At 43.8% G+C, this 23,878-nt stretch carries 21 protein-coding genes and 2 tRNA genes; 14 read left to right on the forward strand and 9 right to left on the reverse strand.

Annotated elements, in window-relative coordinates:
* Nucleotides 1-14: 14 nt before the first annotated feature.
* Nucleotides 15-1,061, forward strand: coding sequence for a hypothetical protein (locus A3C46_06040; protein OGQ23351.1), 1,047 nt, complete (start codon nt 15-17; stop codon nt 1,059-1,061).
* Between the two features lie 9 nt (nt 1,062-1,070).
* Here the strand turns inward: A3C46_06040 and A3C46_06045 are convergent, their stop codons facing one another.
* On the reverse strand, nt 1,071-2,714 hold the full coding sequence (locus tag A3C46_06045; GenBank protein ID OGQ23352.1) for a hypothetical protein: 1,644 nt from the start codon (nt 2,712-2,714) through the stop codon (nt 1,071-1,073).
* Between the two features lie 49 nt (nt 2,715-2,763).
* Here A3C46_06045 and A3C46_06050 point away from each other — a divergent pair, with 49 nt between their 5' ends.
* Nucleotides 2,764-4,377, forward strand: a complete 1,614-nt coding sequence (locus A3C46_06050; protein OGQ23353.1) for a hypothetical protein — start codon at nt 2,764-2,766, stop codon at nt 4,375-4,377.
* A 24-nt stretch (nt 4,378-4,401) separates the two neighbouring features.
* Here A3C46_06050 and A3C46_06055 read toward each other — a convergent pair whose 3' ends face one another.
* Complete coding sequence (locus A3C46_06055) at nt 4,402-5,721, reverse strand: inositol-3-phosphate synthase (protein OGQ23354.1); 1,320 nt, start codon at nt 5,719-5,721, stop codon at nt 4,402-4,404.
* Nucleotides 5,722-5,864: 143 nt separating this feature from the next.
* On the opposite strand from A3C46_06055, the gene A3C46_06060 reads away from it, so the two are divergent.
* Entirely contained in the window at nt 5,865-6,257 is a 393-nt protein-coding gene (locus tag A3C46_06060; GenBank protein ID OGQ23355.1) for a hypothetical protein, read from the forward strand.
* Nucleotides 6,258-6,393: 136 nt separating this feature from the next.
* On the opposite strand, the gene A3C46_06065 is transcribed toward A3C46_06060, so the two are convergent.
* Genes A3C46_06065 through A3C46_06080 form a run of 4 tightly spaced genes read right to left on the reverse strand, consistent with a single transcriptional unit; the run spans nt 6,394 to nt 10,125 of the window.
* Nucleotides 6,394-7,398: a hypothetical protein gene (locus tag A3C46_06065; GenBank protein OGQ23356.1), complete on the reverse strand. Its 1,005-nt coding sequence runs from the start codon at nt 7,396-7,398 to the stop codon at nt 6,394-6,396.
* On the reverse strand, nt 7,395-8,117 hold the full coding sequence (locus tag A3C46_06070; GenBank protein ID OGQ23357.1) for a hypothetical protein: 723 nt from the start codon (nt 8,115-8,117) through the stop codon (nt 7,395-7,397). Before A3C46_06070 ends, A3C46_06065 begins: the two co-directional genes overlap by 4 nt.
* Nucleotides 8,114-8,755 (reverse strand): hypothetical protein, encoded by a 642-nt coding sequence (locus tag A3C46_06075; protein OGQ23358.1) that lies wholly within the window; start codon nt 8,753-8,755, stop codon nt 8,114-8,116. Before A3C46_06075 ends, A3C46_06070 begins: the two co-directional genes overlap by 4 nt.
* Nucleotides 8,752-10,125 (reverse strand): hypothetical protein, encoded by a 1,374-nt coding sequence (locus A3C46_06080; GenBank protein OGQ23359.1) that lies wholly within the window; start codon nt 10,123-10,125, stop codon nt 8,752-8,754. Before A3C46_06080 ends, A3C46_06075 begins: the two co-directional genes overlap by 4 nt.
* Before the next feature lie 132 nt (nt 10,126-10,257).
* On the opposite strand from A3C46_06080, the gene A3C46_06085 reads away from it, so the two are divergent.
* Entirely contained in the window at nt 10,258-11,229 is a 972-nt protein-coding gene (locus A3C46_06085) for a hypothetical protein (GenBank protein ID OGQ23360.1), read from the forward strand.
* Between the two features lie 104 nt (nt 11,230-11,333).
* On the opposite strand, the gene A3C46_06090 is transcribed toward A3C46_06085, so the two are convergent.
* The 3 genes from A3C46_06090 to A3C46_06100 form a co-directional block, all read right to left on the reverse strand.
* Nucleotides 11,334-11,409 (reverse strand) — tRNA-Thr (locus A3C46_06090).
* 45 nt (nt 11,410-11,454) lie between these two features.
* Nucleotides 11,455-11,540 (reverse strand) — tRNA-Leu (locus tag A3C46_06095).
* 55 nt (nt 11,541-11,595) lie between these two features.
* Complete coding sequence (locus A3C46_06100) at nt 11,596-11,805, reverse strand: DNA-directed RNA polymerase subunit omega (protein OGQ23361.1); 210 nt, start codon at nt 11,803-11,805, stop codon at nt 11,596-11,598.
* Between the two features lie 241 nt (nt 11,806-12,046).
* Here A3C46_06100 and A3C46_06105 point away from each other — a divergent pair, with 241 nt between their 5' ends.
* The 10 genes from A3C46_06105 (at nt 12,047) to A3C46_06150 (ending at nt 23,815) form a co-directional block, all read left to right on the forward strand.
* Nucleotides 12,047-13,981 carry a hypothetical protein gene (locus A3C46_06105; GenBank protein ID OGQ23362.1) on the forward strand — a complete coding sequence of 645 codons (1,935 nt, stop codon included), beginning with the start codon at nt 12,047-12,049 and terminating at the stop codon, nt 13,979-13,981.
* A 37-nt stretch (nt 13,982-14,018) separates the two neighbouring features.
* On the forward strand, nt 14,019-14,969 hold the full coding sequence (locus A3C46_06110; GenBank protein OGQ23363.1) for a hypothetical protein: 951 nt from the start codon (nt 14,019-14,021) through the stop codon (nt 14,967-14,969).
* A complete protein-coding gene (locus tag A3C46_06115; GenBank protein ID OGQ23364.1) occupies nt 14,932-17,337 on the forward strand; it encodes a type II secretion system protein GspD in 2,406 nt (801 codons plus the stop codon). The genes A3C46_06110 and A3C46_06115 overlap by 38 nt, the downstream gene beginning before the upstream one ends.
* 75 nt (nt 17,338-17,412) lie before the next feature.
* Nucleotides 17,413-19,110: a type II secretion system protein GspE gene (locus A3C46_06120; protein OGQ23365.1), complete on the forward strand. Its 1,698-nt coding sequence runs from the start codon at nt 17,413-17,415 to the stop codon at nt 19,108-19,110.
* 6 nt (nt 19,111-19,116) lie between these two features.
* Nucleotides 19,117-20,346, forward strand: coding sequence for a type II secretion system protein GspF (locus A3C46_06125; protein OGQ23366.1), 1,230 nt, complete (start codon nt 19,117-19,119; stop codon nt 20,344-20,346).
* A gap of 29 nt (nt 20,347-20,375) precedes the next feature.
* Nucleotides 20,376-20,816 carry a type II secretion system protein GspG gene (locus A3C46_06130; GenBank protein ID OGQ23367.1) on the forward strand — a complete coding sequence of 147 codons (441 nt, stop codon included), beginning with the start codon at nt 20,376-20,378 and terminating at the stop codon, nt 20,814-20,816.
* Nucleotides 20,785-21,432, forward strand: a complete 648-nt coding sequence (locus A3C46_06135; protein ID OGQ23368.1) for a hypothetical protein — start codon at nt 20,785-20,787, stop codon at nt 21,430-21,432. The genes A3C46_06130 and A3C46_06135 overlap by 32 nt, the downstream gene beginning before the upstream one ends.
* A complete protein-coding gene (locus A3C46_06140) occupies nt 21,425-21,895 on the forward strand; it encodes a hypothetical protein (protein ID OGQ23369.1) in 471 nt (156 codons plus the stop codon). Before A3C46_06135 ends, A3C46_06140 begins: the two co-directional genes overlap by 8 nt.
* Complete coding sequence (locus tag A3C46_06145; GenBank protein OGQ23370.1) at nt 21,892-22,587, forward strand: hypothetical protein; 696 nt, start codon at nt 21,892-21,894, stop codon at nt 22,585-22,587. Before A3C46_06140 ends, A3C46_06145 begins: the two co-directional genes overlap by 4 nt.
* Entirely contained in the window at nt 22,577-23,815 is a 1,239-nt protein-coding gene (locus A3C46_06150) for a hypothetical protein (protein ID OGQ23371.1), read from the forward strand. The genes A3C46_06145 and A3C46_06150 overlap by 11 nt, the downstream gene beginning before the upstream one ends.
* Nucleotides 23,816-23,878: the final 63 nt, after the last annotated feature.

The following is a 23,878-nucleotide window of genomic DNA, read 5'->3' on the forward strand; positions in this document are numbered from 1 at the left end:
AAACGGGGTGAAAGATGGATGACATTAATATTTTTGAATACTATCGAATTTTTCGGGCACGGAGAAACATTTTTTTTCTGACCGTGCTTATGCTCACCGCAATAGGCGTTGTCTATGCCTATCTGCAGCCTACGACTTATTCCGCGACTGCTGAAATTCTCCCGGTAGGCGGATCGGAAGCAGGCGGCCTTGCAGCTCTTGCAGCACAGGTTCCTGGATTTGCAGGAATTGGAGGCGCCATGGGGGGTGGAGATACTTCAGCAAAAACACTCCTTGCTATTTTAAAAAGTAGGACGCTTGCGGAACAGATCATTCGTCGGAGTCATCTTTTTCAGTATTATTTTGGAAACGATGCACAAGAGAGCCCAGACCTTATGGAAGCTGCGGTTTCGATGCTTCTCAGAAGGAACACCGAGTTTTCAAATTCTCTCAAAACAGGAACTATTATTATTCGAGCCGAATTCAAAGACCCCGCTCTTTCCGCTGATGTTGCAAATGGCTATGTTGAGCTTCTGCAACATTCTCTGCAGAACAATGCTTTTACCAAAGCAAAACGTAACCGCTTTTTTATTGAAGAAAGACTTGCTCAAAACAAACGAGAACTTCTTGAAACCGGGAAACGACTGAATGAGTTTTATCAAGAACGACAAGTTTCGAATGTTGAAGCCAGTGTCGATGTCCCGATTGGCGATGATAATGGTTCTCCTGTGGTGCTGGCAGAACTTGAAAAGTTGGAAAAAGAAAAAGGAGAGTTGAAACAGAAAATTCTCATTATTAAAGATATTCCTCAGCAGATCTACTTGGAATATGTTGCTCAACAAAAAGAGATTTTTGCAAAAATGAATATTTTGCTTTCTCAACAATTTGAAATGGCAAAGATTGAAGAAGCGAAGGAAGATTTAGCATTTCAAATCATTGATCCTGCTCGAAAACCAGTTGGTCGATCTAGTCCCAATCGAAAACTTATTTTTTATCTTTCTTTCTTTGCCTCTCTCTTTATGGGGATTTTTCTTGTCTTTGTGACTGAATATATTGTTCGTGTGAAAAGAGGCCAAATCTAAATTGAGCTGTTAAAACTGATATTGAAGCGCCGCGTCTCCCATCACGACATTTTTATTTTCGTTTCTAAAATCGAAGTGTTCAATGTGTTGAAATCCTCCTGAGAAACGAAGTAGCAGGTGTTGCGTCATCGACAGTGTACTTCCCAAGCGAGAGATGAGTCTCGTCTCTTTTGCAACTCCCCTCCCACTATCTGGAAGTCGATCATAATGAATGTAAGTCGTCTCTCCCCAGAGTTCCATTCGTAATCCTATCAACCGCGAAATCCATACGTGATATTCCGTGGCGGCAGGCCCGCTATCGAGACCAAGAACGCGTCTTTGATGGCTTAATCCCGAAAGATTGGTGGCGTGAGTGTAGGGGATGGTGCGTGCATGACTTGCTTCAAGAAGCAAACGCCATTCCCCATCGGGATCTACATGAGGAATCCAAACTCCTCCATGAAAGACTGTATTTTCCAGAAAAAAATCCCATCCTCCAAAATCGAGTGGATCTTCATCGTAGATATCCAGAAAAATTTCACTTTGCCGCAGAGTTGGAATGCGCCATCGAGCATCCATGCCGAGCACATTATTAAAATCTGTAGGAGCATCTTCTTCCTTTTTAAAGGGGATCATCAAAAAACGTCCCGACTTCCATCGAAGCCCGACAAGTTCAGCAATAGGTTCAAGGGGAAAAAAATCGGAAGCGCCGCTTCCTCCGAAAACAACGGCGCGAGAAAGGCCAAATTCGAGATTGTGGAGCGGCTTCATCATGATTCGTCCCCCGAAAATCATGACATGGGGAAAATGTTGATCTTTATCGAGGACAGTCCAAAAAAGACGATACTGAAAAGGACCGAGGTGCTTTAAAAACCATGGCAATTGCAATGACTGCGGAGAACCAAGCTCGATCAGTTCAAGAGGTTTTGTGTTTTCCGAAAAAAGGACCCGTTTGTCTCGTCCTTGTCCCCAGAGAACAGGAGAGCGTCCTATCTTCATCTGAGCGTTACGCCACGTGAGTTTGAGATGACCTGAATGGAGATTGGATTGAAACTTCGAGGTACCATCTCGAAGAAATGTTGGCTCTACAGAGATATCGAGAAACTCTCCTGCAGAAAGGCCTGTTTTCCCCCGTACCAGCATGTTGTGTCCATGTTGATAGGGGATGCCTTCTCGGTACGCTGTCCAAGGACTTGTGAAGCCATCAAGAGAAGCATAGGGAAAGTCACGTCGATCGTCTTCGAAAACAACATAATGAAATCCAAGCGATGAAGGAGAGAGCGAGAAACCTTTTCGCGGTTCTTTTTTCTCCTCTGCTGCGAAAGCAGTTTGATACTGCTGTTTAAAACGATCAAGCACACGAGAGGGCAACGAGGTTGTTGTACATTTTTTGCTGTTTGCTCTTTGTGTCACTTCGAGATGCTCCTCCATGTCGATGAGAGCTCGGGCCAATGTTTTTTCTGTTAAGATCGCATCTCCGGTGAGGAGACTTGGCATACAACCTGTGGCTCGGAGAACTTCGAGGCCTTCGGACACTGTCAGAGAAGTATCCATGAGATTATCCTGAGGATGAATATCTGGCGACGCATGAACGAAAGAGGAGAAAAAAAGAAAAAGAGAGAGAAAACTAAAAAACAATACCTTGTGATGTTTCAAAAAATAGGTCAAAAACATGTGCTTGGGGTTTTCTCGGCTAGGCCTTTAAATGTCAAGTAAACGAAAGATGCCATCACCGCGCGAAGAGTTATTAAAGCTTCATCAACGTCTTTATCGACGTAACCGGGACGTGATTGAAAGCTCTGTCTTAGTTGAAGAGCCTGGTTTTGATCAGTATGAACGTTCGTATTCTCAGTATGTCCGAGATTATCGTACGCTTTCCAGTCATGAACAGATGGTCAAAGCGCTTTTACGCGCGGATATCATTTATGTTGGCGATTATCATACACTCAATCAATCCCAACGTTCGTTTTTGCGCATTTTAAAAACGACTGTTGTGGAAGATCCCCATTTCATTGTTGGACTCGAACTCTTTCATGAACGTTACCAACCTTTTATTGATCGTTATCTAGCGGGAAAAATCACGGAAAAAACGTTTCTTCAACGCGTGAAGCTGAAAGAACATTGGGTTTTTGATTTATGGGAAAATTTTAAACCTATTTTTGATTTTTGTCGTTATCATCATATTCCTATTCAAGCGATTGATGCAGCGCCTTATGGATCCACAGTCCGTGAGCGGGATCGTGCCACTGCAAAATTGATTGCTCGATTACAACAAGAACATCCGCAAAAAAAGTTTTTTGTTTTTATTGGAGACTTGCATATTGCTCCTCCTCATCTTCCCCGTGATGTAAAACGGGAAATGAAAAAAGCGCATCTTTCGTATCGCGACATCATTCTTTATCAAAACAGTGTTCCGATCTACTGGAAACTTGCAAAAGAAGAACTTCAAGATCGGGTGGAAGTGGTCTACGTCGATGACCGCAGTTACTGTCGCATGCATACTCCGCCGATTATTGCTCAACAGTCCTATCTCAATTGGCTCGACCATGAAGAGGGTGAAATCGATTATGGAAACGTTCGACAAAGTTTTTTGGAACTCGTCGAGCAAATTTCAACTTTTCTCGGAATGCGCATCAAACAAAAAGATTTGGAATCGGTCGAAGTGTTTACCGCTGGAGATTTAAGCTTTTTGAAACGGCTGCGCGAAGCAAAAGTTTTTTCAAAAGAAGAGATCGAAACCATTAAACATCAAATTCTTTCGAGCGAAAGTTATTTTATTGCGAAAACCCGTTTTGTTTATTTAGCAACGCTCTCTCTCAATCACGCTGCAGAAGAAGCGTCGCATTTTATGAAGCATGTCTGTTCAGGATCAGAGTCGCCTCGCGAACTCATTGATGCTTTCTATGCCAATATTCTTCATGAAGCTCTTGGGTTTTGGGGATCGAAAATTATTAATCATAAACGTAAATGTCCCCATGAACAGGATTTTCGCGAACTCGTTGCGTATTTTGAAAGCATTCATGTTCCAGTGGATCGTCGATTAGAACAGGAATCAGCGCATCTCATTCTGGAATATCTTCGCCACGAGCAAAAAGGGAAGCCGCTTGAATATGCTGATATTTTTGCGACTCGAATGGATCTGTTTATTTCAGTGACGCATGCGCTTGGATATATGCTGGGAGAAAAGCTTTATTATGGCCTTATGGACAACGTGATCAGCAAAAAAGAGATACGCCAACTTTTTTGTCGTGCGTGGCGACAAAAAGGAGAACCGCTCACGGTGTATTGGAAGATAAAAAAGAAATTGCAAACGGTTCGATTGCCCAAACGAATTTAGGGTCTCGACCCTAGGGTCAAGACCCTAGGTTTCGTAATATTCTCGTCCCAAATGCGTAATTTGCTCTTCACCCATCAGATAGCGAAGCGTATTTTTGAGTTTCATTTCTTGAATGAAAAGATTGTGCTCTGGATAGAGACCAGCGGCAACCATCGGAGATTTGTAATAGAAGGAGAGCCACTCCTGAATTCCTTTCAGCTTTGCTCGTTTTGCGAGATCCATAAAAAGAGCCAAATCTAAAACCAGAGGAGCTGCGAGAATGGAATCGCGGCAGAGAAAGTTAACCTTGATTTGCATCGGGTAGCCCATCCATCCAAAGATATCGATGTTGTCCCATCCCTCTTTGTTATCACCTCGTGGAGGATAGTAATGAATGCGGACTTTGTGATGCATATCGCCATAGAGATCGGGATTGAGATCAGGTTGCAAAATAGTTTCTAAGACAGAGAGCTTGCTCTCTTCTTTTGATTTGAAGGAACCAGGATCGTCCAACACTTCTCCATCTCGATTGCCTAAAATATTGGTGGAGAACCAACCATTGAGTCCTAATAAACGGGCACGAAATCCTGGCGCTAAAATCGTTTTGATCAACGTTTGACCTGTTTTGAAATCTTTTCCCGAAATAGGAACGCCATTTTTTTCTGCCAGCTCATGGATGGCGGGAGCATCGACCGTTAAGTTCGGAGCTCCATTGGCATAAGGAATCCCTAATGAGAGAGCTGCATAAGCATACAGCATAGAAGGAGAAATATCCGGATCATTTTGATCGAGTCCTTTTTCAAAAGCAGCGAGTGTTTGATGCACCGGCTTTACAGCAGTAAAGACCTCGGTCGATCCGCACCAGACCATGACGGAACGTGAGACACGATTGTGGTCTTCAAATTTTTTGATGTCTGCGATAAGTCCCTCAACCAGTTTACGTTTGGTCGAAGCTTGCTTGGTATGCGTCCCATCGAGTTTTTTGACCCACGTTTTTTCAAATGCTCCTTTAAAAGGAGAGATTTTCGAGAGAGGTTCTTTGAGTTCTTCTAAATCGTGAGGACGAAGAACCCCGGCTTTTTTTGCAGCTTCATATGCATTATCAGGGAAAATATCCCATGCCCCAAAAACAAGGTCGTTTAAATCGGCAAGAGGAACAAAGTCTTTGACTAAAGGACTGCGATGTTCTGTTCTTTTCCCAAGGCGAATGGTCCCCATTTGGGTTAAAGATCCGATTGGCTTTCGGCCATGATTCCGAATGGCTTCAACCCCGGCTATAAAGGTGGTACTGACAGCGCCAAGACCTACTAAAAGGATGCCTAAACGTCCTTCTGCTGGTGCAATCGTCGATACATTTTGTCGCATAACGTTCTCTCCATAATCGTGAAATTTCGTGTGTTGGTGTTAACTTTGCCCACTTCATTTATCAAGCGAATATTTTTTGTATTTATTTTAAATAAAGAAGCAACTTTTGAGAATGCACCTGCGATAAGAAGAGTGAAAGGGATATGGTGCATATGATCGGCAAAATTTTCCATAATATTGTGAATCTCTTCTCTCCTGAAGTGACACAGCAGGCGGCTCTTGAAACCGAGAAAAAAGAGAGATATGAAGCGCCGCCAGGCGTTGATGTTGCTCATCGTGTTTTGTCGGAAGAAGCTGCTCAAAGAAGGGCAGAGCTTGAAAACCTCGTTCGCGTTGGTATGCCGTATGTGAAACGGGATAACATGAAAAAACATATTCGCCGTACGGTCTGGAAAATTGTGGGAGAAAACTTCAAAACAACTGATCCTGATATGATCGAAGAAATTACGGAAAGTATTATTAATGTCGTTGAAATTGATCCTACCTACCAAAAAATCTTTGCTTCTTCTGAGGAGAGCGAAACCAAGAATGCATAACCATTCAAGAGTGCATTTTCAAAGCGCTTGTATGTCATTGCGAGGAGCAGAGCGACGAAGCAATCTCCTGTAGACAGTGATTTCAGGAGATCGCCACGCCCTTTGGGCTCGCGATGACATCCTTTTCAAACAGACTCTAGGCCTCTTCAAATTTTTCTTCATACGCTTTTTTTCGTGTTTCGGCGCCAAGAAACAAAAGCCCAAGCGCTACCCAGCAGCCAGCTCGTAAACGTTTTGCCACCTGAATAGTGATTCCTAAAGAAGGATCGAATCCGAGGAGATAGAGGACGCCACTATAAGCTCCTTCCAAAATACCCAAAGCTCCGGGGACAAAGGTGAAAAGGAGATTAATCATCGGAGCTAAAGCGCATAAAACAAGAGCCGCAAAAAGAGTGAAGTCATCGGAAACAATTCGACCGACCACATAAATTTCAACGACTCCTAAAAAGCGACCTAATGTATGCGCGCCAAGAGCAATGAGAAAATCACGATGATGCGATTGATAGAAATCGATGATATGGCTATCAAGTTCTTCGAAACGTTGAATTGTTTTTTCTGAAAACTTTCGTTCAATTCCAATTTTCTGACAAAAAGAGAGAAAAAAACTAAAAATTCCGCGCCGCTGATGAACAAAAATAAAGCCGATGAAAAGAAGCGCAATGCACAAAACGATCGGAACTCCATATTGAATATTTTCCGGTAAATGATCGAGCGTCAGAAAGGAAATAATAATTCCGATGACCACAACAAGGAGCGTTGCCATGCTATGGAGCGTTCGATCAACGACCACAGAGGCCGCAGCTTCCGTGACCGGAATATTGCGTTTCAGCATATAAATCCGCATGGGGTCTCCACCCACGAAATTCACTGGGGTCAACACATTAACGGCTTCTCCCGCAATTTTGATGCGGAAAAGTTCTGCGAAACGAATTTTCCCTGTGGTTCGTTTGAGAAATTGATTCCATCCGTATGTGTAGAAGAGGTACCAGAGAAAACTGATGCAGAAGAGAGGGAAAAATCTCCAGCCAATCATCCGAATGTCGAACACAATTGTTTTGAGACCAATCTTCTGAATGAGAAGAAATAATAACCCGACACCGACGATGAAGAAAAGATAACGAAAAGAACGTGCTAGGCTCATCGAAGAAAATCCTTCTCTGTCTGAAGAATTTTTTCAGCACGTGCAAGGTCCTGCTCATCATCAATTTCAAGCCATGACATTCCAGAGACGTCACAGAGAGAAATTTTTTCGCCTTGTTGAGCAAGGAGTCCTAAAATCCACTCCACCGGCGCTTGCGCGCCTTTCTGGGTGAGAAGTTTTTCAGCTGCGTGTTGATAGTGAGGAATTGAAGGAGCATCACACAACGTCATTCCGATATATCCTCCGTCATAGGTTTGAAGTTGTTTGTGGATATGAGAGAGAAATCCTTCTTTGTCTTTTTTGACCTTCATATCGTCCGGACCCAGTTGCCGATCAAAATCACAAACAGCAGAAAGTCCTTTTGGTTGCTGAAGTAATGAACGAAAAAGTCGCTGAGGATAGATATGATCTACATTCATCAATAAAAAATCATCGGTCATTGCGGGAAAAGCCTTCATGACCGAAAGAATACTTCCCTGCATAAAATCAGGATTCGAAATAATTTCGACGTCAGGAGCATGTTGTTGTAAAAAGCGACGAAAGACAGGTTCACCGTATCCGACAATGACGGTGGTGTGCGTTATTTCGGGATGATTGAGAAAATCAAAAACTCGAAGAATGAGCTCACGCTGAGCAACGCGTACAAGCGCTTTTGGTCGATCCTGTGTTAATGTGCCGAGACGCGTTCCTGTTCCCGCAGCAAGGACGATTGCTTTCATGTGGAGAAAACTCTTTTGAGTTCCGAAAGTTTTGTAATGGTGGGGCTGCGTGGAAAATGACGCTGAAAATCGTCGCTCGTGAAGGTTCCTGTTTTTCCGATAAAGTCGATGCCAGCTTCTTGCGCGCGCTCACCATCATGAAGAGAATCGCCGATAAACATCATTTCATCGCGTCCAACTCCAAGTTGTTCTTGAATGTAAGAAAAATGAGCTTCTCCTTTGGAGAAATTCGGCTTCCATCCCAAAACTAAGTCAGGTTTAATGCCTGCCTTGTGCAGATATTGATCTGCCAAATCTTGGAAATTATTGGAAGAGACAACGACTTTAAGTTTTTTTTGCTTCAACGCTTGCAACGTTTCAATGGTGTCAGCGTACGCCTTGGTTTCAAAGTAAGCATTTTTTTTTCTTGTTTCAAATGCTTTGACCGCTTTTTTATTCAATGGATTTTCGGGAAAAAGTTTTTCAAGTTGATCATGAAAAGGGAGTCCGGATGTTTCGAGATAAAGCTGGCGAGCTTTTTGAGAATCAATCGTGTAATAAGAATGCATGACGTGAGCTGCGATATCCGCAAATGCTCCCATCGAGTCCACAAGCGTTCCATCTAAATCGAAAATGATCACCTTTTTTTGTTTTTTCATAACGTTGTCGTTAAGGTTGAGGGTGAAGTTTTGCGAAACGAAACCTGTGATGTTAAAGCTTGCGGCATCACCTGAGAGAACGCGAGATATCCCGTAATAAGGACGCCGACGAGAGAAGCAACAAGAGCGATATAAAGCCACCAGTAGATAATTCCAAAAAGAGCGAAGAGAAAAATTGCCAGCGAAAAGAAATCTTTCATCACCACAAATTTTCCGAGCTGAATGAACGTGCCAAGCCAGCGAGGTTGATGGATCATAATTCGGGGAAGAAATTCTTTATGATAGATGGCAAGACTTTTCGACGTCGTAAATTTTCGAAGCGTGTAGAGTTGAAATAAAATAATCGTGATGGTTGCGAGTAAAGTTGTTCCTCCCACAATAAAGGCAATGGAGGAACCGGTATATTGCCAATAGCCGAAGATGAGACCGACAAGTAAACTGAGCAGAGAGGCATTGTCACTAATCGTATCGATATATTGACCAAAACGACTTGTGCGAAATGTGAGCTTTGCGACTTCTCCGTCACATCCGTCCGCGATAGATGCCAATTGGAAAAGGGAAGCTCCCAAGAGAATGGAGGCATAATTCTTTCCATGTGCAATAAAAACTCCAGAGAGAAGGCCAATACACATATTGATGACCGTGATCGTGTTGGGGCTGACCCATATTTTCGAAAGGAGAAGACTGACTGGAAGCGAGAAACGTTTATTGATCCAACGTGCAACAATTCCATTAGTTGCGCGTCGAATGGATTCCGTAAGAAATTTTTCTGCAATGGGACGATCTTCAGGTTTCATGACCAAAAACGAATCTGCTTTTTTTGGTTTTTGGACAACGTGGCAAGAAAGCGTGCTTAAAAGATGTGTGAGACAACTTTCAATGGATCGTGGTTTTTCTGTCGTAAAAGAAAGAAGAGTGTTCAACCCTGAACGTGTAAGGCGAAAGAAGGGGAGGGGATGAACTCCTTCTTGGCAGTGCATGATTTCATGACCACGGACTTCCAAACCATGAAAGCTATTTAAAAGGTGAAGATCGAAAAGAAAATTGCTATTGATCACAAAAAAGCGTTGATCCAGACTTTCCACCATGTCGTTCAGAAGCTTCGGACTCATGCGATAAGGTTCGTCGTACGAGAGAATCGTGAGAGAAGGAAGTGGGGTCGTCCGATAACGTTGAAGAAAGGTCTCAATCTTTTTTTGTTGAGAAGGAGCTACAAGCAGGGTAATTCCTTTTATCCCCGACTGTGCGAGCGTCATAATGCCTCGAATAATGAGAGGGACTCCTGCCAGAGGTCGAGTTGCTGTCACGAGAGCTTCGGGAGTATCCGAAGGGACATAAAGAAGAGCTTCGTTTCGTCGTTGCATTTGCATAGGGGCACCATGTTTTGTCAGGCGCTGTTTACCAGGAACATGCCTGAATTGTAAAGGAGATTTGCCACAGTGGCTTGACGGGTTCTCCCCCCTATGGTAACCACACAACGGTTTTTTCATGAGGAATATTCTATGGAAACAGGAGATCAGGTGGTTCATGCCCCAGCCCCTAAATGGCGTGGAATTTTTTATTATGTTCGTGGAAAGTTAACGCACAGACCAAAACTTCTGAATCTTGAGTTTACAAAACACTGTAATGCCAAATGCAGCTTTTGTGCCTGTTGGCAGGTGGAATCTCCTGGTGAGCTTCAAGATTACAGTGACGTCGTCAAACGATTTAAGCCGCTCGTTTGTTCCGTTTCAGGAGGCGAGCCCCTTCTTCGGCATAACTATGATCAACTCTTAACTGGCATTCGGCCTCATTGTCACTATCTGATGATTATCACCAATGGTGCGCTCCTCAACGAAATTTCTGCGGCGAAACTGGTGAAAGCCGGGGTGGATCAGATCAGTGTCTCCCTCGACTATATTGGCAATGGACATAGTGAGCAGCGAAAAATTGAGGGGCTTTACGAGCATCTGGAAGCAACTGTCCCCGCTCTTACCAAGCGTGGATATAATATCGTGCTCAATACGATCATTATGGAATCAAATCTCGACCATATAATTCCATTGGCGCATAAAGCGCGTGAGTGGGGAGCAAAAATTTCCTACTCTTCTTATTGCACGCTCAAAAAAGATTTGAATGAATTTATGGTGACGCCCGGAAGGTTCGAAGAACTGAAACGCGTCATTGGAGAGTTGAAACAGATCAAACGAAAAACAAAACATATTCGCAATTCGGATTATTATTTCGATCGCATTCCAGAATATTTTCAAAATGGTGGTATTAGTAATTGTCATGCCGGCAAACTTTGGATGCAGGTAACTCCGGATGGATATATCCAGCAGTGCTCTGAGCTTCCGCGTGTTGCGCATTATACAGAATACTCTACCAAAAAAGTGAAAAAGCCGGCGTGTACGAAATGTTGGTATGCTTGTCGCGGCGAAACCGAAGCAAACCCACTCCGCCCAAGTCGTCTCAAAGAACTCCTCGCGCTCTAACCGGACAACAACCCGATGAACTTCAACCTCGCTATGGCAATTTTTTGAAATTATTGATGGCCGAACTTGTATTTATTGAAAAATTCCCAAACTGTTGATGTGAGTTGAGCCGAAGAGGGGATTTGAACCCCTGACCTGCTGATTACGAATCAGCTGCTCTACCAACTGAGCTACCTCGGCATTTCGTTCTTCGTTTTTCGGGAAAATTTGACTGTCCTCAAATTTTTGTGCCGGGGAAGGGACTTGAACCCCCACGGGGTTTCCCCCGGTAGATTTTGAGTCTACTGCGTCTGCCATTCCGCCACCCCGGCGAAAATTTTGCACTGTAAATTTTCCCCCAAGAACGAAGAACGTTTTGTTTTTCACTCAAGCAGCTTTGTCGTTCCCATCATCCGCAATGATTTCCACTTTTCCATCTGCGATTTCGCGAAGTGCGGTGACGATTTCTCTATTTTTACAGTCAATCAAGGGACGTGAACCTTTAAAGATTTGTTTCACTCGACTTGCGGCAATATGAACCAAGGCAAAACGATTCTCTACTTGATCCAAGCAGTCTTCTACGGTAACTCGTGCCATACTTCCTCCTTAGAGCGCGTAACAAAATGAACGATTTGCTTCGTTGCCATCGTCGGCACGGCCTGCGACGTACTTATCAGTACGACTCGGCCGGCCTTCCTCAGGCTGCCTCGCATCTCATTTCATTTTGTTACGCGCTATTCATAAATGAAGGCGCACCCTAGGGGTGACCTTTGAAAAAGTCAACCGGCCTGTTTGACACTTTTGGCGCCCCTGTGGTACCAAATGAACGCTAAAATTCATGAACCGAACCCAAGAACTCGTCAAATGGACGCTCCCGGATTACCGAAAGCGTCATATCTTTGTCGTCAAATTGCGACTGGCTGTTTTTTTAGGTTTTTGGGCATTTTATCTCTATTTTCTTCGAGACGTCCTTGAACAAACAAAAGCCATAACCATCATGATCACGATCTGTTTTGCGGTCAGCCTTGTGAGTTTTCGCAATGTCATCAAAGGAAAATGGTTATTGCTCTCTTTCTTTCTCGATTGCGCTGCTGATCTGACCGCGATCACGACGGTGATTTATCTCTCTGGGGGCCCTTATAGTGACTACTTCATGCTCTATATATTTTATGTCGTGGCTGGAGGACTTTTTTATAGTCATGTGCTCGCAGCGGTTTTAGCGTTGATGTCTATTGTTTGGTACGGAATTTTTTTACTTCTTGTCCATGCTGCTCTTCTTCCCCCGCTCATTCTTGAGTATGGGGATCGTGTTCCCTTACAGACGCATACTCCCGGGCACCATTTCTTTTTTGCGGTCGCTGGACTTTTTCTCACGGTGTATGCCGTGAAAATGGGGAGTGCCTTTTCACAACGTCGAGAGCGACAATTAGAATCCCGTAATCGTGAACTTGCGGCGCTCCAGCGTATGAGTTCTACGATCAAGACAACGCTTTCATTGCGGGATGTCATCGATCAAGTGCTCATTGGTGTATTGGAGGGATTACAATTCGAAGCAGCTTTTCTTCTTCAAATTGAAAAAGGTGAAGAGCAGAAAGTGACGCTTTTTGGATCGTACGAAAATGAAATGGTTCGTCGATTTGAAAAACAATTCGGGATAAATCTTCGACGAGTTTCAATCCCTTCTGAAATTCTTTCGACGTCGCTGATGCAAACGGTACTCCATCAAAAAATTGCGTACCGAAGAAACTTAGCGGAAGCAGTGGAAGGAACACGTCTGTTGCGCACCTCCACCATTGAACAGATTGATCGTTTCTTTGGCATTCAGCGAATTGTGGCAGTTCCTGTTGTTGTGGGGAATCGGGTTCTCGGAGCACTTATTGGCTGTAGTAAAAAACGTTTTGTGGCAGAAGAATCGATGCAGCGACTGGAAGCCTTTGCCTCCCAAGCAGCGCTTTCATTAGAAGCCGCTCTTCTCATCGAGGAACTTCGAAGTATGAATCAACGTTTAGAAAAAGCCAATCGTGTGAAATCTGAATTTTTGGCAACGATGAGTCATGAACTGCGAACGCCCCTTACGGCGATCATCGGATTTTCAGAATTATTGACAGAAGGGGTTCTCGGCGAACTTACCGATGAACAAAAAGAGAGTGTGCGAGAAATTCTTCATAATGGAGCTGATTTATTAGAGATGATTAATAGTCTTCTCGATATGGCAAAGATTGAGTCAGGAAAAATGCAGCTTGAACTTCGTCCTTTTTCTCCGCTGCCGCTTCTGAGTCGCATTCGAAAATTGGTCAATTCCCTCATTCAGAAAAAACATCAAGAAGTAGAAATTGTGGCTGATGAGATTCCTCTTTTGGAAGGGGATGAGCGAAAACTTCAGCAAGTTATTCTCAATCTTCTTTCAAACGCGATCAAATTTACTCCAGAGGGAGGAGCTATTCATATTGCGCTTCGTCATTTTGATTCATGGCGAGCGATTGAAGAGAAAACCGTGTGGAAAAAAAGGCTCAATGGGAAGCGACATCATTTCCAACACGGAGCTTTTGAGTTTTCGATTACAGACACCGGTATCGGCATTCCTCGTCATGAACTGGAAGCTGTGTTCGAACCGTTTCATCAAGCTGATAGTTCCATGACACGTTCCTATGGAGGGACTGGGCTTGGGCTCGCGCTTGCAAAACAATTTGTGGAGATGCATGGAGGGCTCATCTGGGCTGAAACTCCAGAACACCGAGGCGCTCGATTTGTTTTTATTCTACCTTATCGATAATAAGTGAGTATAATGCCGCAAGCATGAAAGAAGGGGTATGGGGGAGTTACTCAAGCAATATTTGTGGATTTTTAATCTTGTGGCGCTTCTTGTCGCCTCCTTTTTTTCGGCAAAAATTGTGGGTGTTTATCTTGCGCAAAAATTGGAGCTGGATCGTTCCATTGCTATCTTTAGCCAACCAGCTCAGAATGAAGACTTCGTTCGAGAAAAAAAAGAACAAGAGGAGTATAAGGTTATTGTCGATCGGAATATTTTCGATTCTGTTGAGCAAGTGGTAAAAAGTGAAGATCGTGATTCATTAATTCAAGACGAGCTGATTCCGACAGGGGAAGCAGTTCCGACGAGTTTAAGTTTAAATGTTCTGGGGGTGCTTGTGGTTGGGGAAGGGCGCGATGGTCGTTCTTCAGCCACGATTGCAGGTTCTGGGAGCACTGAACAAAAAGTGTATGCTGTAGGGGACGAAGAGAGTTTTGCACCGAATACGACTCTTGTTCGCGTTGCTCCTGACAGGATTGAATTTGTGCATAATGGTCGACTGGAATATGCCGAAGTCGGAGGAAAGTTCGGAGAGAGCATTTTTGCTCCTCCTAAACGATCAGAAACCGTAGCATCGATTCCACATGAGAATCAAAAAGCGGTTACTCCACAAGCGGGGGTAAAACAAGAAGTTCCTGGGAATTATGTGGTTGATCAGAAAGAGATTGATCAAGCCCTGCAAAACCTTGATCAGCTTTATACTGAAATTCGCGCAGTTCCGAACTTTTCAGGGGGAAAAGTTTCAGGTATAAAGATTCTCAATGTGAAAACAGGTTCTATTTTTGACAAGCTTGGCATCAAACGAGGGGATATTCTCGTCAAAGTGAATGGCGTTGAATTAGACGCCAAACAAGGACTTACTATTTTTAATCAATTAAAAGATACAAAGACGTTTAACTTAGACCTTTTACGACATGGACAGGCTCAAACTTTCGAATATGAAATACGCTAAAATTCATTTTGTGTTTCTTGGCTTTTTCCTCATTTCATTTTCTCTTTTTGCACAAGAGCCTGATCCTGCTTCGGAAGGGAGTGTTCGTCTTCCGGAAGCAAGTTCTCCTCCTTCTGAACCAGCGCCGGCAGGACAAACCACAACACCTTCACCTCCCACAGAAACAAAACCGGTAACCCCTGCAACCGCGGGTGAAGAGGAGATGGTCTATCTCAATGTCAATGATCAAGAGATTAAAGATGTGATTGCTCAGATTAGCAAGGCAACGGGGCGAAATTTTATCATTGATAATAAACTTCGAGGCAAGGTGACCATTCTTTCTGAAAAGAAGATGACGAAAGAAGAAGCCTATCAAGCTTTTCTTTCAGCGCTTGAAGTTGCGGGGTATACGACGGTGGTGGGACCTGCGGGAATTATTAAACTCGTTGCGTTGAAGGATGCTATTTCCTATCCGATTCCGATCCATGTCGATTCTACGCCGTTTACGGATAGTTATATCACTCGACTTATTACCCTTCAAAATATCAGCGCTCTTGAGATGTCGAATACCATCAAACCGCTTATTTCGAAATTTGGAAATATGTTTGCATATCCCGCGACAAACACGCTCATCATTACGGATTCAGGGACGAATATTGATCGTGTGATGAAAGTCATTAAAGAACTTGATCAAAAAGGTCCGCAGCAAATTGTTCAGATTATTACGATCAAATATGCTGATGCGAAAGAGATTGCGCAAACTGTTCTTCAACTTTTTAGTGCTCAAGGTGCGCGAAGCCAACCAGCCGCAGTCGCTCGTCGTCCTGCAACTGCAGGTCAGCCAGAAGATGTTGAAGATGTTTCTCAAATTATTCCGGATGTTCGGACGAACTCTCTGATCGTGGTGGCCAGTCAGCGAGCGATTAACAAAGTTCATGAGATCATCGCTCAGCTTGATCGACCTTTAGGTGACGGTGAAGGGGGAAAAATTCATGTTCATTATTTAAAGTATGCAAATGCTGAAGAAATCGCAGCGACCTTGAGTGGTGTTACCTCGAAGGCCGGAGCGGCAGGCGCCACGAAGGAGAAGGGAAAAGAGAATGCGATTGCGGAGCTCGAAGGAGGAATTACGCTTGCTTCGGACAAAACAACAAACGCCTTAATTATTACAGCATCTGCAAAAGATTATCGTATTTTAGTGGATGAACTTATTTCCAAACTCGATATTCCACGTCGACAAGTCTATCTTGAATCGATGATTATGGAGCTCTCGATTGATAAAGGTGGAAACTATGGCGTGAAGGGATTTGGCGGTGGAGCGCTCAGTTCGCTCCTTGGATTTGGTCAAACCTTTGCGGCAACGGGAGGGCTTGGATCTCTCTTTTCAAGTGATGGCCTTGTTGGCGGTGTTATCTCGCGTGACAATGTTACGGTCGACGTTCCTATTTTTTCAGGAACGCAAGTGACAACGCAATCTGTTCAGTTGCCAGCGTATTCAGCATTTTTGAATCTGTTGCAGACGTACTCAGATGCAAATGTCATTTCATCACCCAATATTTTGACGCTGGATAACGAAGAAGCAGAAATTAATATTACGTCGAAAATTTATGCACGAAAAACCACAACACTTGCGACTGGTCTTCAGACATCAGAGCCAACACCTCTTGAGTCGGGGCTTATTCTCAAGCTCACGCCACAAATTAATGAAGGAGATTCGGTTCGTCTCAAAATCGAACAAGAGCTCTCAAATTTTACGGGAGGCGCTGATGCGATTACGGGTGCTGCTCCTTCTCGAAAACGAAAAATTAATACAACCGTCATTACCAAAGATGGTCAGACAGTTGTGCTCGGTGGTTTAATGGAAGATAATATTACAAAATCGAAGAGTAAATTTCCGGTTTTAGGTGACATTCCTCTTCTCGGTTTACTTTTTCAAACCTCTTCTTCACGCACAATTAAAAGTAATCTCCTTGTTTTTATAACGCCGCATGTGATTCGAGATCCGACCGATTTCTCACGCGTGATGAAACGTAAAGTAGAACAGCGAAATGAATTTATTCGAGAAAATTATGGAAAGCGCCAACGCCACGTCATCGAAGAGACACTTGCGGCTCATCGCTCTGATCTTTTGGAGTTTGTCCCTCCAGTGCCAACCTCTGAGCTCACTCCACTGACAATGACGCCTCCAGCCCCTTCAGTCCCTGCCCTTTCTGAAGAACGAAAAAACCCTTCCATTCCAAAGGCTTCAGTGCCATCCGTTCAACCATCTCATAAGCTTCCTGAAGCCGTGTTACAGCAAGAGAAAAAGGAAGAACGAGTTCTCCCTCCATCAGCTCCCAAGGAGTTACCGAAAGAGGGGATGTTAGAAGATCTCAACTTAGCCTACTAACTTTATCACCTGCGTGGTGTGCAAAAATGGTGCACCACTAGTTTTTTTCCGTATTTACGCTATATTGATGAAGCTATGGAAGAGAAAAGTCTTGGTGCCATTTTATTAGAAACGAGTTCGTTGACGGATGAACAGCTCGAACAGGCTTTGGCTGTTCAACGTGAGCGTGGCATTCGGCTCGGAGAGGCCCTGGTTCAACTGAAACTTCTTCGAAGCGAGGATATTCTTCGCGCTCTCTCGATTCAGCTTGGATTTCCTTATGAAAATAAACTCGAGGTTGAAAGCATTTCGTCAGATCTGGTTCAAAGTATTCCGATTAGTTACGCAAAGCAAAACGAGGTGCTTCCTCTGCGTCGAGAAAATGGCTCGATTGTTGTTGCCATTGCAGATCCCACAAATTTTTATGCTCTCGATGATCTTCGCATGTTACTGAAGCACGATGTGAAACCGGTTATTGCCAGTTCTTACGAAATTCTGAATGCCATCAATGCGGTGTACAATAAATCCACTGGTGACGAAGCAGCGATTGATGAGCTCAACGAAGAAGATGAAGAGCTTGTGGGCGAGTTTAATGAACCGGTCGATCTTCTCGATGCGGATGATGAAGCGCCAATTATTCGTTTGGTCAATACACTTCTCTTTCGTGCGGTAAAGCAGAAGGCGAGTGATATTCATATCGAACCTTTTGAACGCGATCTCAAAGTCCGTTTTCGTATTAATGGAATTCTCTATGACATTATTACACCGCCCAAGCGTGCTCAGAATGCCATCATCTCACGCGTGAAAATTATGGCGCAACTCAATATTGCGGAGAAGCGTATTCCTCAAGATGGACGCATTCGGATTAAAATTGCCGGGAAGGATATCGATATTCGTGTTTCCACTATTCCCACAGCGCACGGTGAAAGTGTTGTCATGCGTCTTTTGGATGCAAGCGCACTTCTTCTGGATGTCGATAACCTTGGATTTTCAACTTACAATGTCGATATCTTCAAACGAATGATCGATTATAAAAATGGAATTGTGCTTGTGACCGGACCAACTGGTTCCGGTAAAACAACCACCCTCTATGCTGCGCTTTCACGACTCAATACCAATGAAGTAAAAATTCTCACGGCAGAGGATCCTGTTGAATATCAGATCAAAGGGGTGAATCAGATGCAGGTCAATCCAAAGATTGATCTGACATTTGCTTCGTGTCTGCGAGCCTTTCTTCGCCAGGATCCAGATATCATCATGGTGGGTGAAGTCCGAGATCGTGAGACCGCTGAAATCGCGATTCAAGCCTCGTTGACCGGTCACTTGGTTCTTTCCACGCTTCATACGAACGATGCGGCAAGCTCTATTACACGTTTAGTCGATATGGGGGTGGAACCATTTCTGGTGGCCTCGTCTGTGATCGGCATTTTAGCTCAACGACTTGTGCGAACGGTGTGTCGTGATTGCGCACGATCGTACGATCCTGATGAAGACGAGCTTCAAAAAATTGGACTGACACTTGAAGATCTTCAAGGTCGACATCTTTTTCGACCGGTTGGCTGTCCCGAATGTATGGAAACAGGATACGCCGGGCGTTTGGGAATTCATGAAGGGATTATGATTACAGATGCGATTCGTGCTGAGCTCATGAAGGGGTCTGATGCAACACGTATCAAACAGGTAGCGCTTCAAGAAGGAATGAAAACACTTCGTCAAGATGCAGCTGAAAAGGTCGTCATGGGTTTAACGACGGTGGCAGAAGTCTTGCGCGTAACGCAAGAAGAGTCGGGATAATCTTCTATGTCTGTCTTTGAATATTCAGGAATCGATTCAAAAGGAAAAAAATCTGGAGGCATCATCGATGCAGAGAATGAACGTGCTGCACGGATGAAGCTTCGACGGATGGGTATTTTTCCAACACAGCTTGCGCCTGAAGGAGCAAAACAACAAAAAGTTTCTTTAGGGATGAATGTCGATGTGGGAAAATATTTCCAGCGCGTGAAGATTCAAGAAGTTGCCGCGATGACGCGACAGCTTTCAGCGCTCTTGGCTGCAAACATTCCTTTAGTCGATGCTCTCACAGCGCTTGTTGATCAAATCGAAAATGTAAAATTGCGAAGTGTTTTGTCGCAAGTGCGTGAGAAAGTGATCGAGGGAGGAAAGCTTTCAGAAGCCATGAAAGCGTATCCTAAAATCTTTAGTGAAATTTATGTCAACATGGTGAACGCCGGTGAGAATAGTGGTGCTTTAGATCTTGTGATGCAGCGTCTCGCTGATTTTACCGAAGGGCAAGCAAAGCTTCGCAGTAAAATTATGGGAGCGATGATGTATCCCATCATTATGGGAGTGGTCGGTTTTAGCTTGGTGACATTATTGCTCACAATTGTCGTTCCGAAAATGACGGCAGTCTTTGCAGATATGGGAGCAACGCTTCCGCTTCCTACGCGGATTCTTCTGGGTATCAGCAATACCCTGGTGAGTTTTTGGTGGCTCTTTGCATTGCTGGTCGGCTTTTTTATTTATTTTCTTCGACGCTATGTGCGAACGCCAAAAGGGAAAGAAAAATGGCATCGCATGAAATTGAAACTTCCTATTTTTGGAAATTTAAATCGCATGGTGGCGATCTCTCGTTTTTCAAGAACGCTTTCGACCCTTATCGGAAGTGGTGTCCCTTTACTGGGAGCACTCGACATTGTTCGCAATATTGTGAATAATGTTATTCTTCAAAAAGTAATTGAAGAGACCCATAATAATGTTCGTGAAGGACAAGGCGTTGCGGAGACACTCAAAAAAAGCGGTGAATTTCCTCCGCTTGTGACGCATATGATTGGAATTGGAGAAAAAACAGGGGAACTTGAACCGATGCTCGAACGCGTGGCTGATACCTATGATGGCGAGGTTGACACGACATTAGGAGCAATGACCAGTTTACTTGAGCCGGTGATGATTCTCATTATGGCAGCGGTGGTTGTTTTTATCGTGCTTTCGATTTTGTTGCCGATGCTCAAGATGAATCAACTCGCAAGATAACTCTTTGATAACTCTATAAGGGAGGAGAGATGAAAAAAATACTTCACAACGCACGCGGTATGACGCTCATCGAAATTATGGTGGTGATCGCGATCATTGGTTTTATCGGTGGCATTGTGACCACCCAAGTGCTGTCCTTTCTCGATGAAGCGAAAGTCGATACGGCAAAAACACAAATTCGTTCGATTGAAGATTCATTAGAACATTTCCGAAGAGATGCCGGATTTTTTCCTTCGACAGAACAGGGTTTACAATCGCTCCTTACAAAGCCGAATGTTGGTCGAACTCCGAAACGTTATTCCAGTACTGGCTATATGAAAAAAATGCCGAAAGATCCGTGGGGATGTGATTACATCTATTATAGTCCTGGGCTTCAAGGACATCCGTATGAAGTCTATTCTCTTGGAGCGGATTGCAAAGAGGGGGGAGAAGAGATAGATGCCGATATCGCCTCCTTTGAAATCGAATAAAAAAAAGGGATTTACACTCTTAGAGCTGATCGTTGCCATGATCATTGTGGGGCTGATTCTTTCGCTTGGCGCCACACAGGCAAATCGCTTTCTCGATATCGATATGAACCGTGGGGCAAATCGTCTCGGCGCCACCATTCGTTATCTCTATAATAAAGCAGCGACTGAAGGCCTTTATTTGCGCCTTGTCTTTGATTTTGAAAAACAGAGTTATTGGGTCGAGGCCACTTCGGATCCTTATCTTCTCGTTGACCCTTCTGAAGGAAAAAATAAAAAAACAAAAAAGAAAACCGAGAAAGAAGAAGAAAAAAAAGAAGATTCAAAATCTGTTGCACTTCAAAGCAAGGAAGCAGAATTTGCTCAAGTGCATGAGAATTTATTGAAGGGACAAAAATTTCCGAACAGTGTTTTTTTAAAAGATGTGTTTGTAGAACATCATGAAGGAGCTGTGGAGAATGGACAAGTGACCATCGCTTTTTTCCCCAATGGATATGTCGAACGAGCAGTCATCAATCTTCGTGATGAAGATGATGAAGTTCATTACTCGTTAAAAACGAATCCCATTACAGGACAAGTGACGATCGAACAGGAATATCGGAGATTAGAAGATGACTAGCCGCCGCCCTCAGGGCTTTTCTCTCCTTGAGATTATGGTCGCGACAGCGCTTATTGCGATTGCATTGACCGCTGTGATGTCAGCGCAGGGAAATACTTTTTTAGCCAGTCGTCGCGCTGAACTCGTGACCACAGCAACAATGCTTGCTCGGCAAAAAATAGTGGAAGTGGAAATAGAGATTCAAAAGGATATGCGCCGTAATGAATTTCCGGATGAAAAATCTGAAGGAGGAAAGTTCGAAGAGCCTTATGACGATTTTCGATGGGAATGGAGTGTTGAACGCGTTGAGCTTCCAGCGCCAGTTGTTGGTGATGAAGCGAGTGTTCAATCTTTTATCGGAAAACAGCTCACAGAAGAGATTAGCAAATCAGTTCGGAAATTAAAACTGACCGTGCTCTGGAAAGAAGGGGAGGGTGATGAGGAAGAATCGCTGAGTGTGGTCACTCACATGGTTAAACTATGAAACAGGGATTTACCCTCATTGAAGTTTTAGTTTCGGTCGTCATCTTGGCGATCATTATGATGCTCATTCAAAGTACGACGTGGCAGATGCTGGGAGCGAAAGAGCAAATGGAAGCCCGCGATATGGTGTTTCAACAAGCGCGAGTGGCCTTGCGCAAAATTACCGATGATATCACCGGAGCTTTTCTCACTTCAAAGATTCCTTCGACACAGCAGATAACGTTGGGCGGGACAGCAAGCAAAGAAGCAAAAATGACTACTTTTTTTATTGGAGAAGAGCGAGGCGAGCAAGATCAGCTTCGATTGACGACGTTATCGCATATGCGACTTTTTCAGAATGCAAAAGAGTCTGATCAAGCAAGAATCGCGTATACGATTGTCCCTTCTGAGGCTCGTGATCAGACATTCCAATTAATGCGTATGGAAATTCCTTGGCTTGAAGAAGGAAGAGAAGTTCCAGGAAAGGGTTTTCCACTTGCGGAAGGCCTTCTTCAATTTCAGCTTGAATATTATGATGATCGCAAAGAAGAATGGGTTCGAGAATGGGATACCGAAAAGATTGATTGGAAGGATCGTCTCCCTTCTGCTGTGAGAATCTCACTTCTCTTTCCCGATCCAGATGCAGAAGGAGAAACGCTTCATTTTACAACAGCTGTTTTTTTACCTTTGTCGCGAGGTGCGCTTGCTTTTTAAACGTCGCAATGAACGAGGGATTGCTCTCATGCTCGTTCTCACGGCAATCACGATTTTAACCGTGGCGACGGTTGAGTTTGCCTATAACACCAATGTGACGCTTCATCTTGCTTACAATGAACGCGATCGGTTGCAGGCAGAGTATCTTGCCAAATCCGCGTTGCAGTTTATGCTTTTGGAACTCAAATATGATCGGATTTATCAGCAAGTCGTACAGCGACAAAATTTAGGTCAGATGCTGGGCGATACGGCGAATTTGCCTCTTTGCCAGCAATTTCCTCTTTCCACAGGTCTCATTCGCGCTGTTTTTTTAGGTGAAGGCTTAGAAGGAGCGCCACTTCCTGATGATGTGCAAAAAGCGGTCAGTTTAGCGCAAGAACAAGGAGCTGAAGAATTTTTAGATTTTGAAGGAGATTTTGATGCCGAGTGTATTGATGAATCGACCAAAATAAATCTCAATGTTTTTGCAACCGCTGATACGACGCGCTCTGAAGGGAGACTCAGTCCGTATGATCAGCAGATTCAATTTTTCATCCGGTTTTTGAAGCAAGAAAGTTACAAAAATTTATTTGAAGGAAGCGATATTGAAATTGAAGACATTGTTCGTAATATTGCTGATTGGGTCGATCCTGACGAAACCATGTATGAACGTGGTTCTCCCGAAACTTCACTTTATAATGATAAAAAATATCCTCTTCGAAATGGAAAAATAAAAACAATAGGCGAAGTTCATTATATTGCTGGTGTTGAGGATCAATGGTTTGGACCTTTAAAAGAGCAGTTTACGATTTATGGGGATGGGAAAATTAATGTCTGTGCTGCAGACGAAGAGATCGTCAAAGCGCTTCTTCGAAAATATATTGAAATGACTCCAGGTCTTCCACCTCTGCGCCTCGACGACTCTGAGGTCATGGAGAGACTGCTCAAAGCCATCTCCGAGGGATGTTCTTCAGGCGCCGTAGGCGAGCAATTGCCGCAAGTCATTTCCGATAAAGTACAAACAGCGATTACGGCTGAACAGGGAAATTTTCCCGACCAACCTCCATCTGTAGACCCGAATCAAAATCAAGGAAAAGGATTTGCGGAACTTCTTTCGGGTGTGAAACGTTTTTATACTCTGAAACTTCATGGACAGGTGAATGACACCTCAGTTCATATTCATACGGTTGTTGACATTGACAATTCTGATCCCAAAAATTGGCCATTGTTATATTGGAAAGTTTATTAGAGCGTGTTTACAACGCCGTCGTATGTCATTGCGAGGAGTCCCCCACGAATATTGGGGGGGGGG

It is taken from the genome of Deltaproteobacteria bacterium RIFCSPHIGHO2_02_FULL_44_16 (genome assembly GCA_001798185.1).
GTDB lineage: Bacteria > UBA10199 > UBA10199 > 2-02-FULL-44-16 > 2-02-FULL-44-16 > 2-02-FULL-44-16.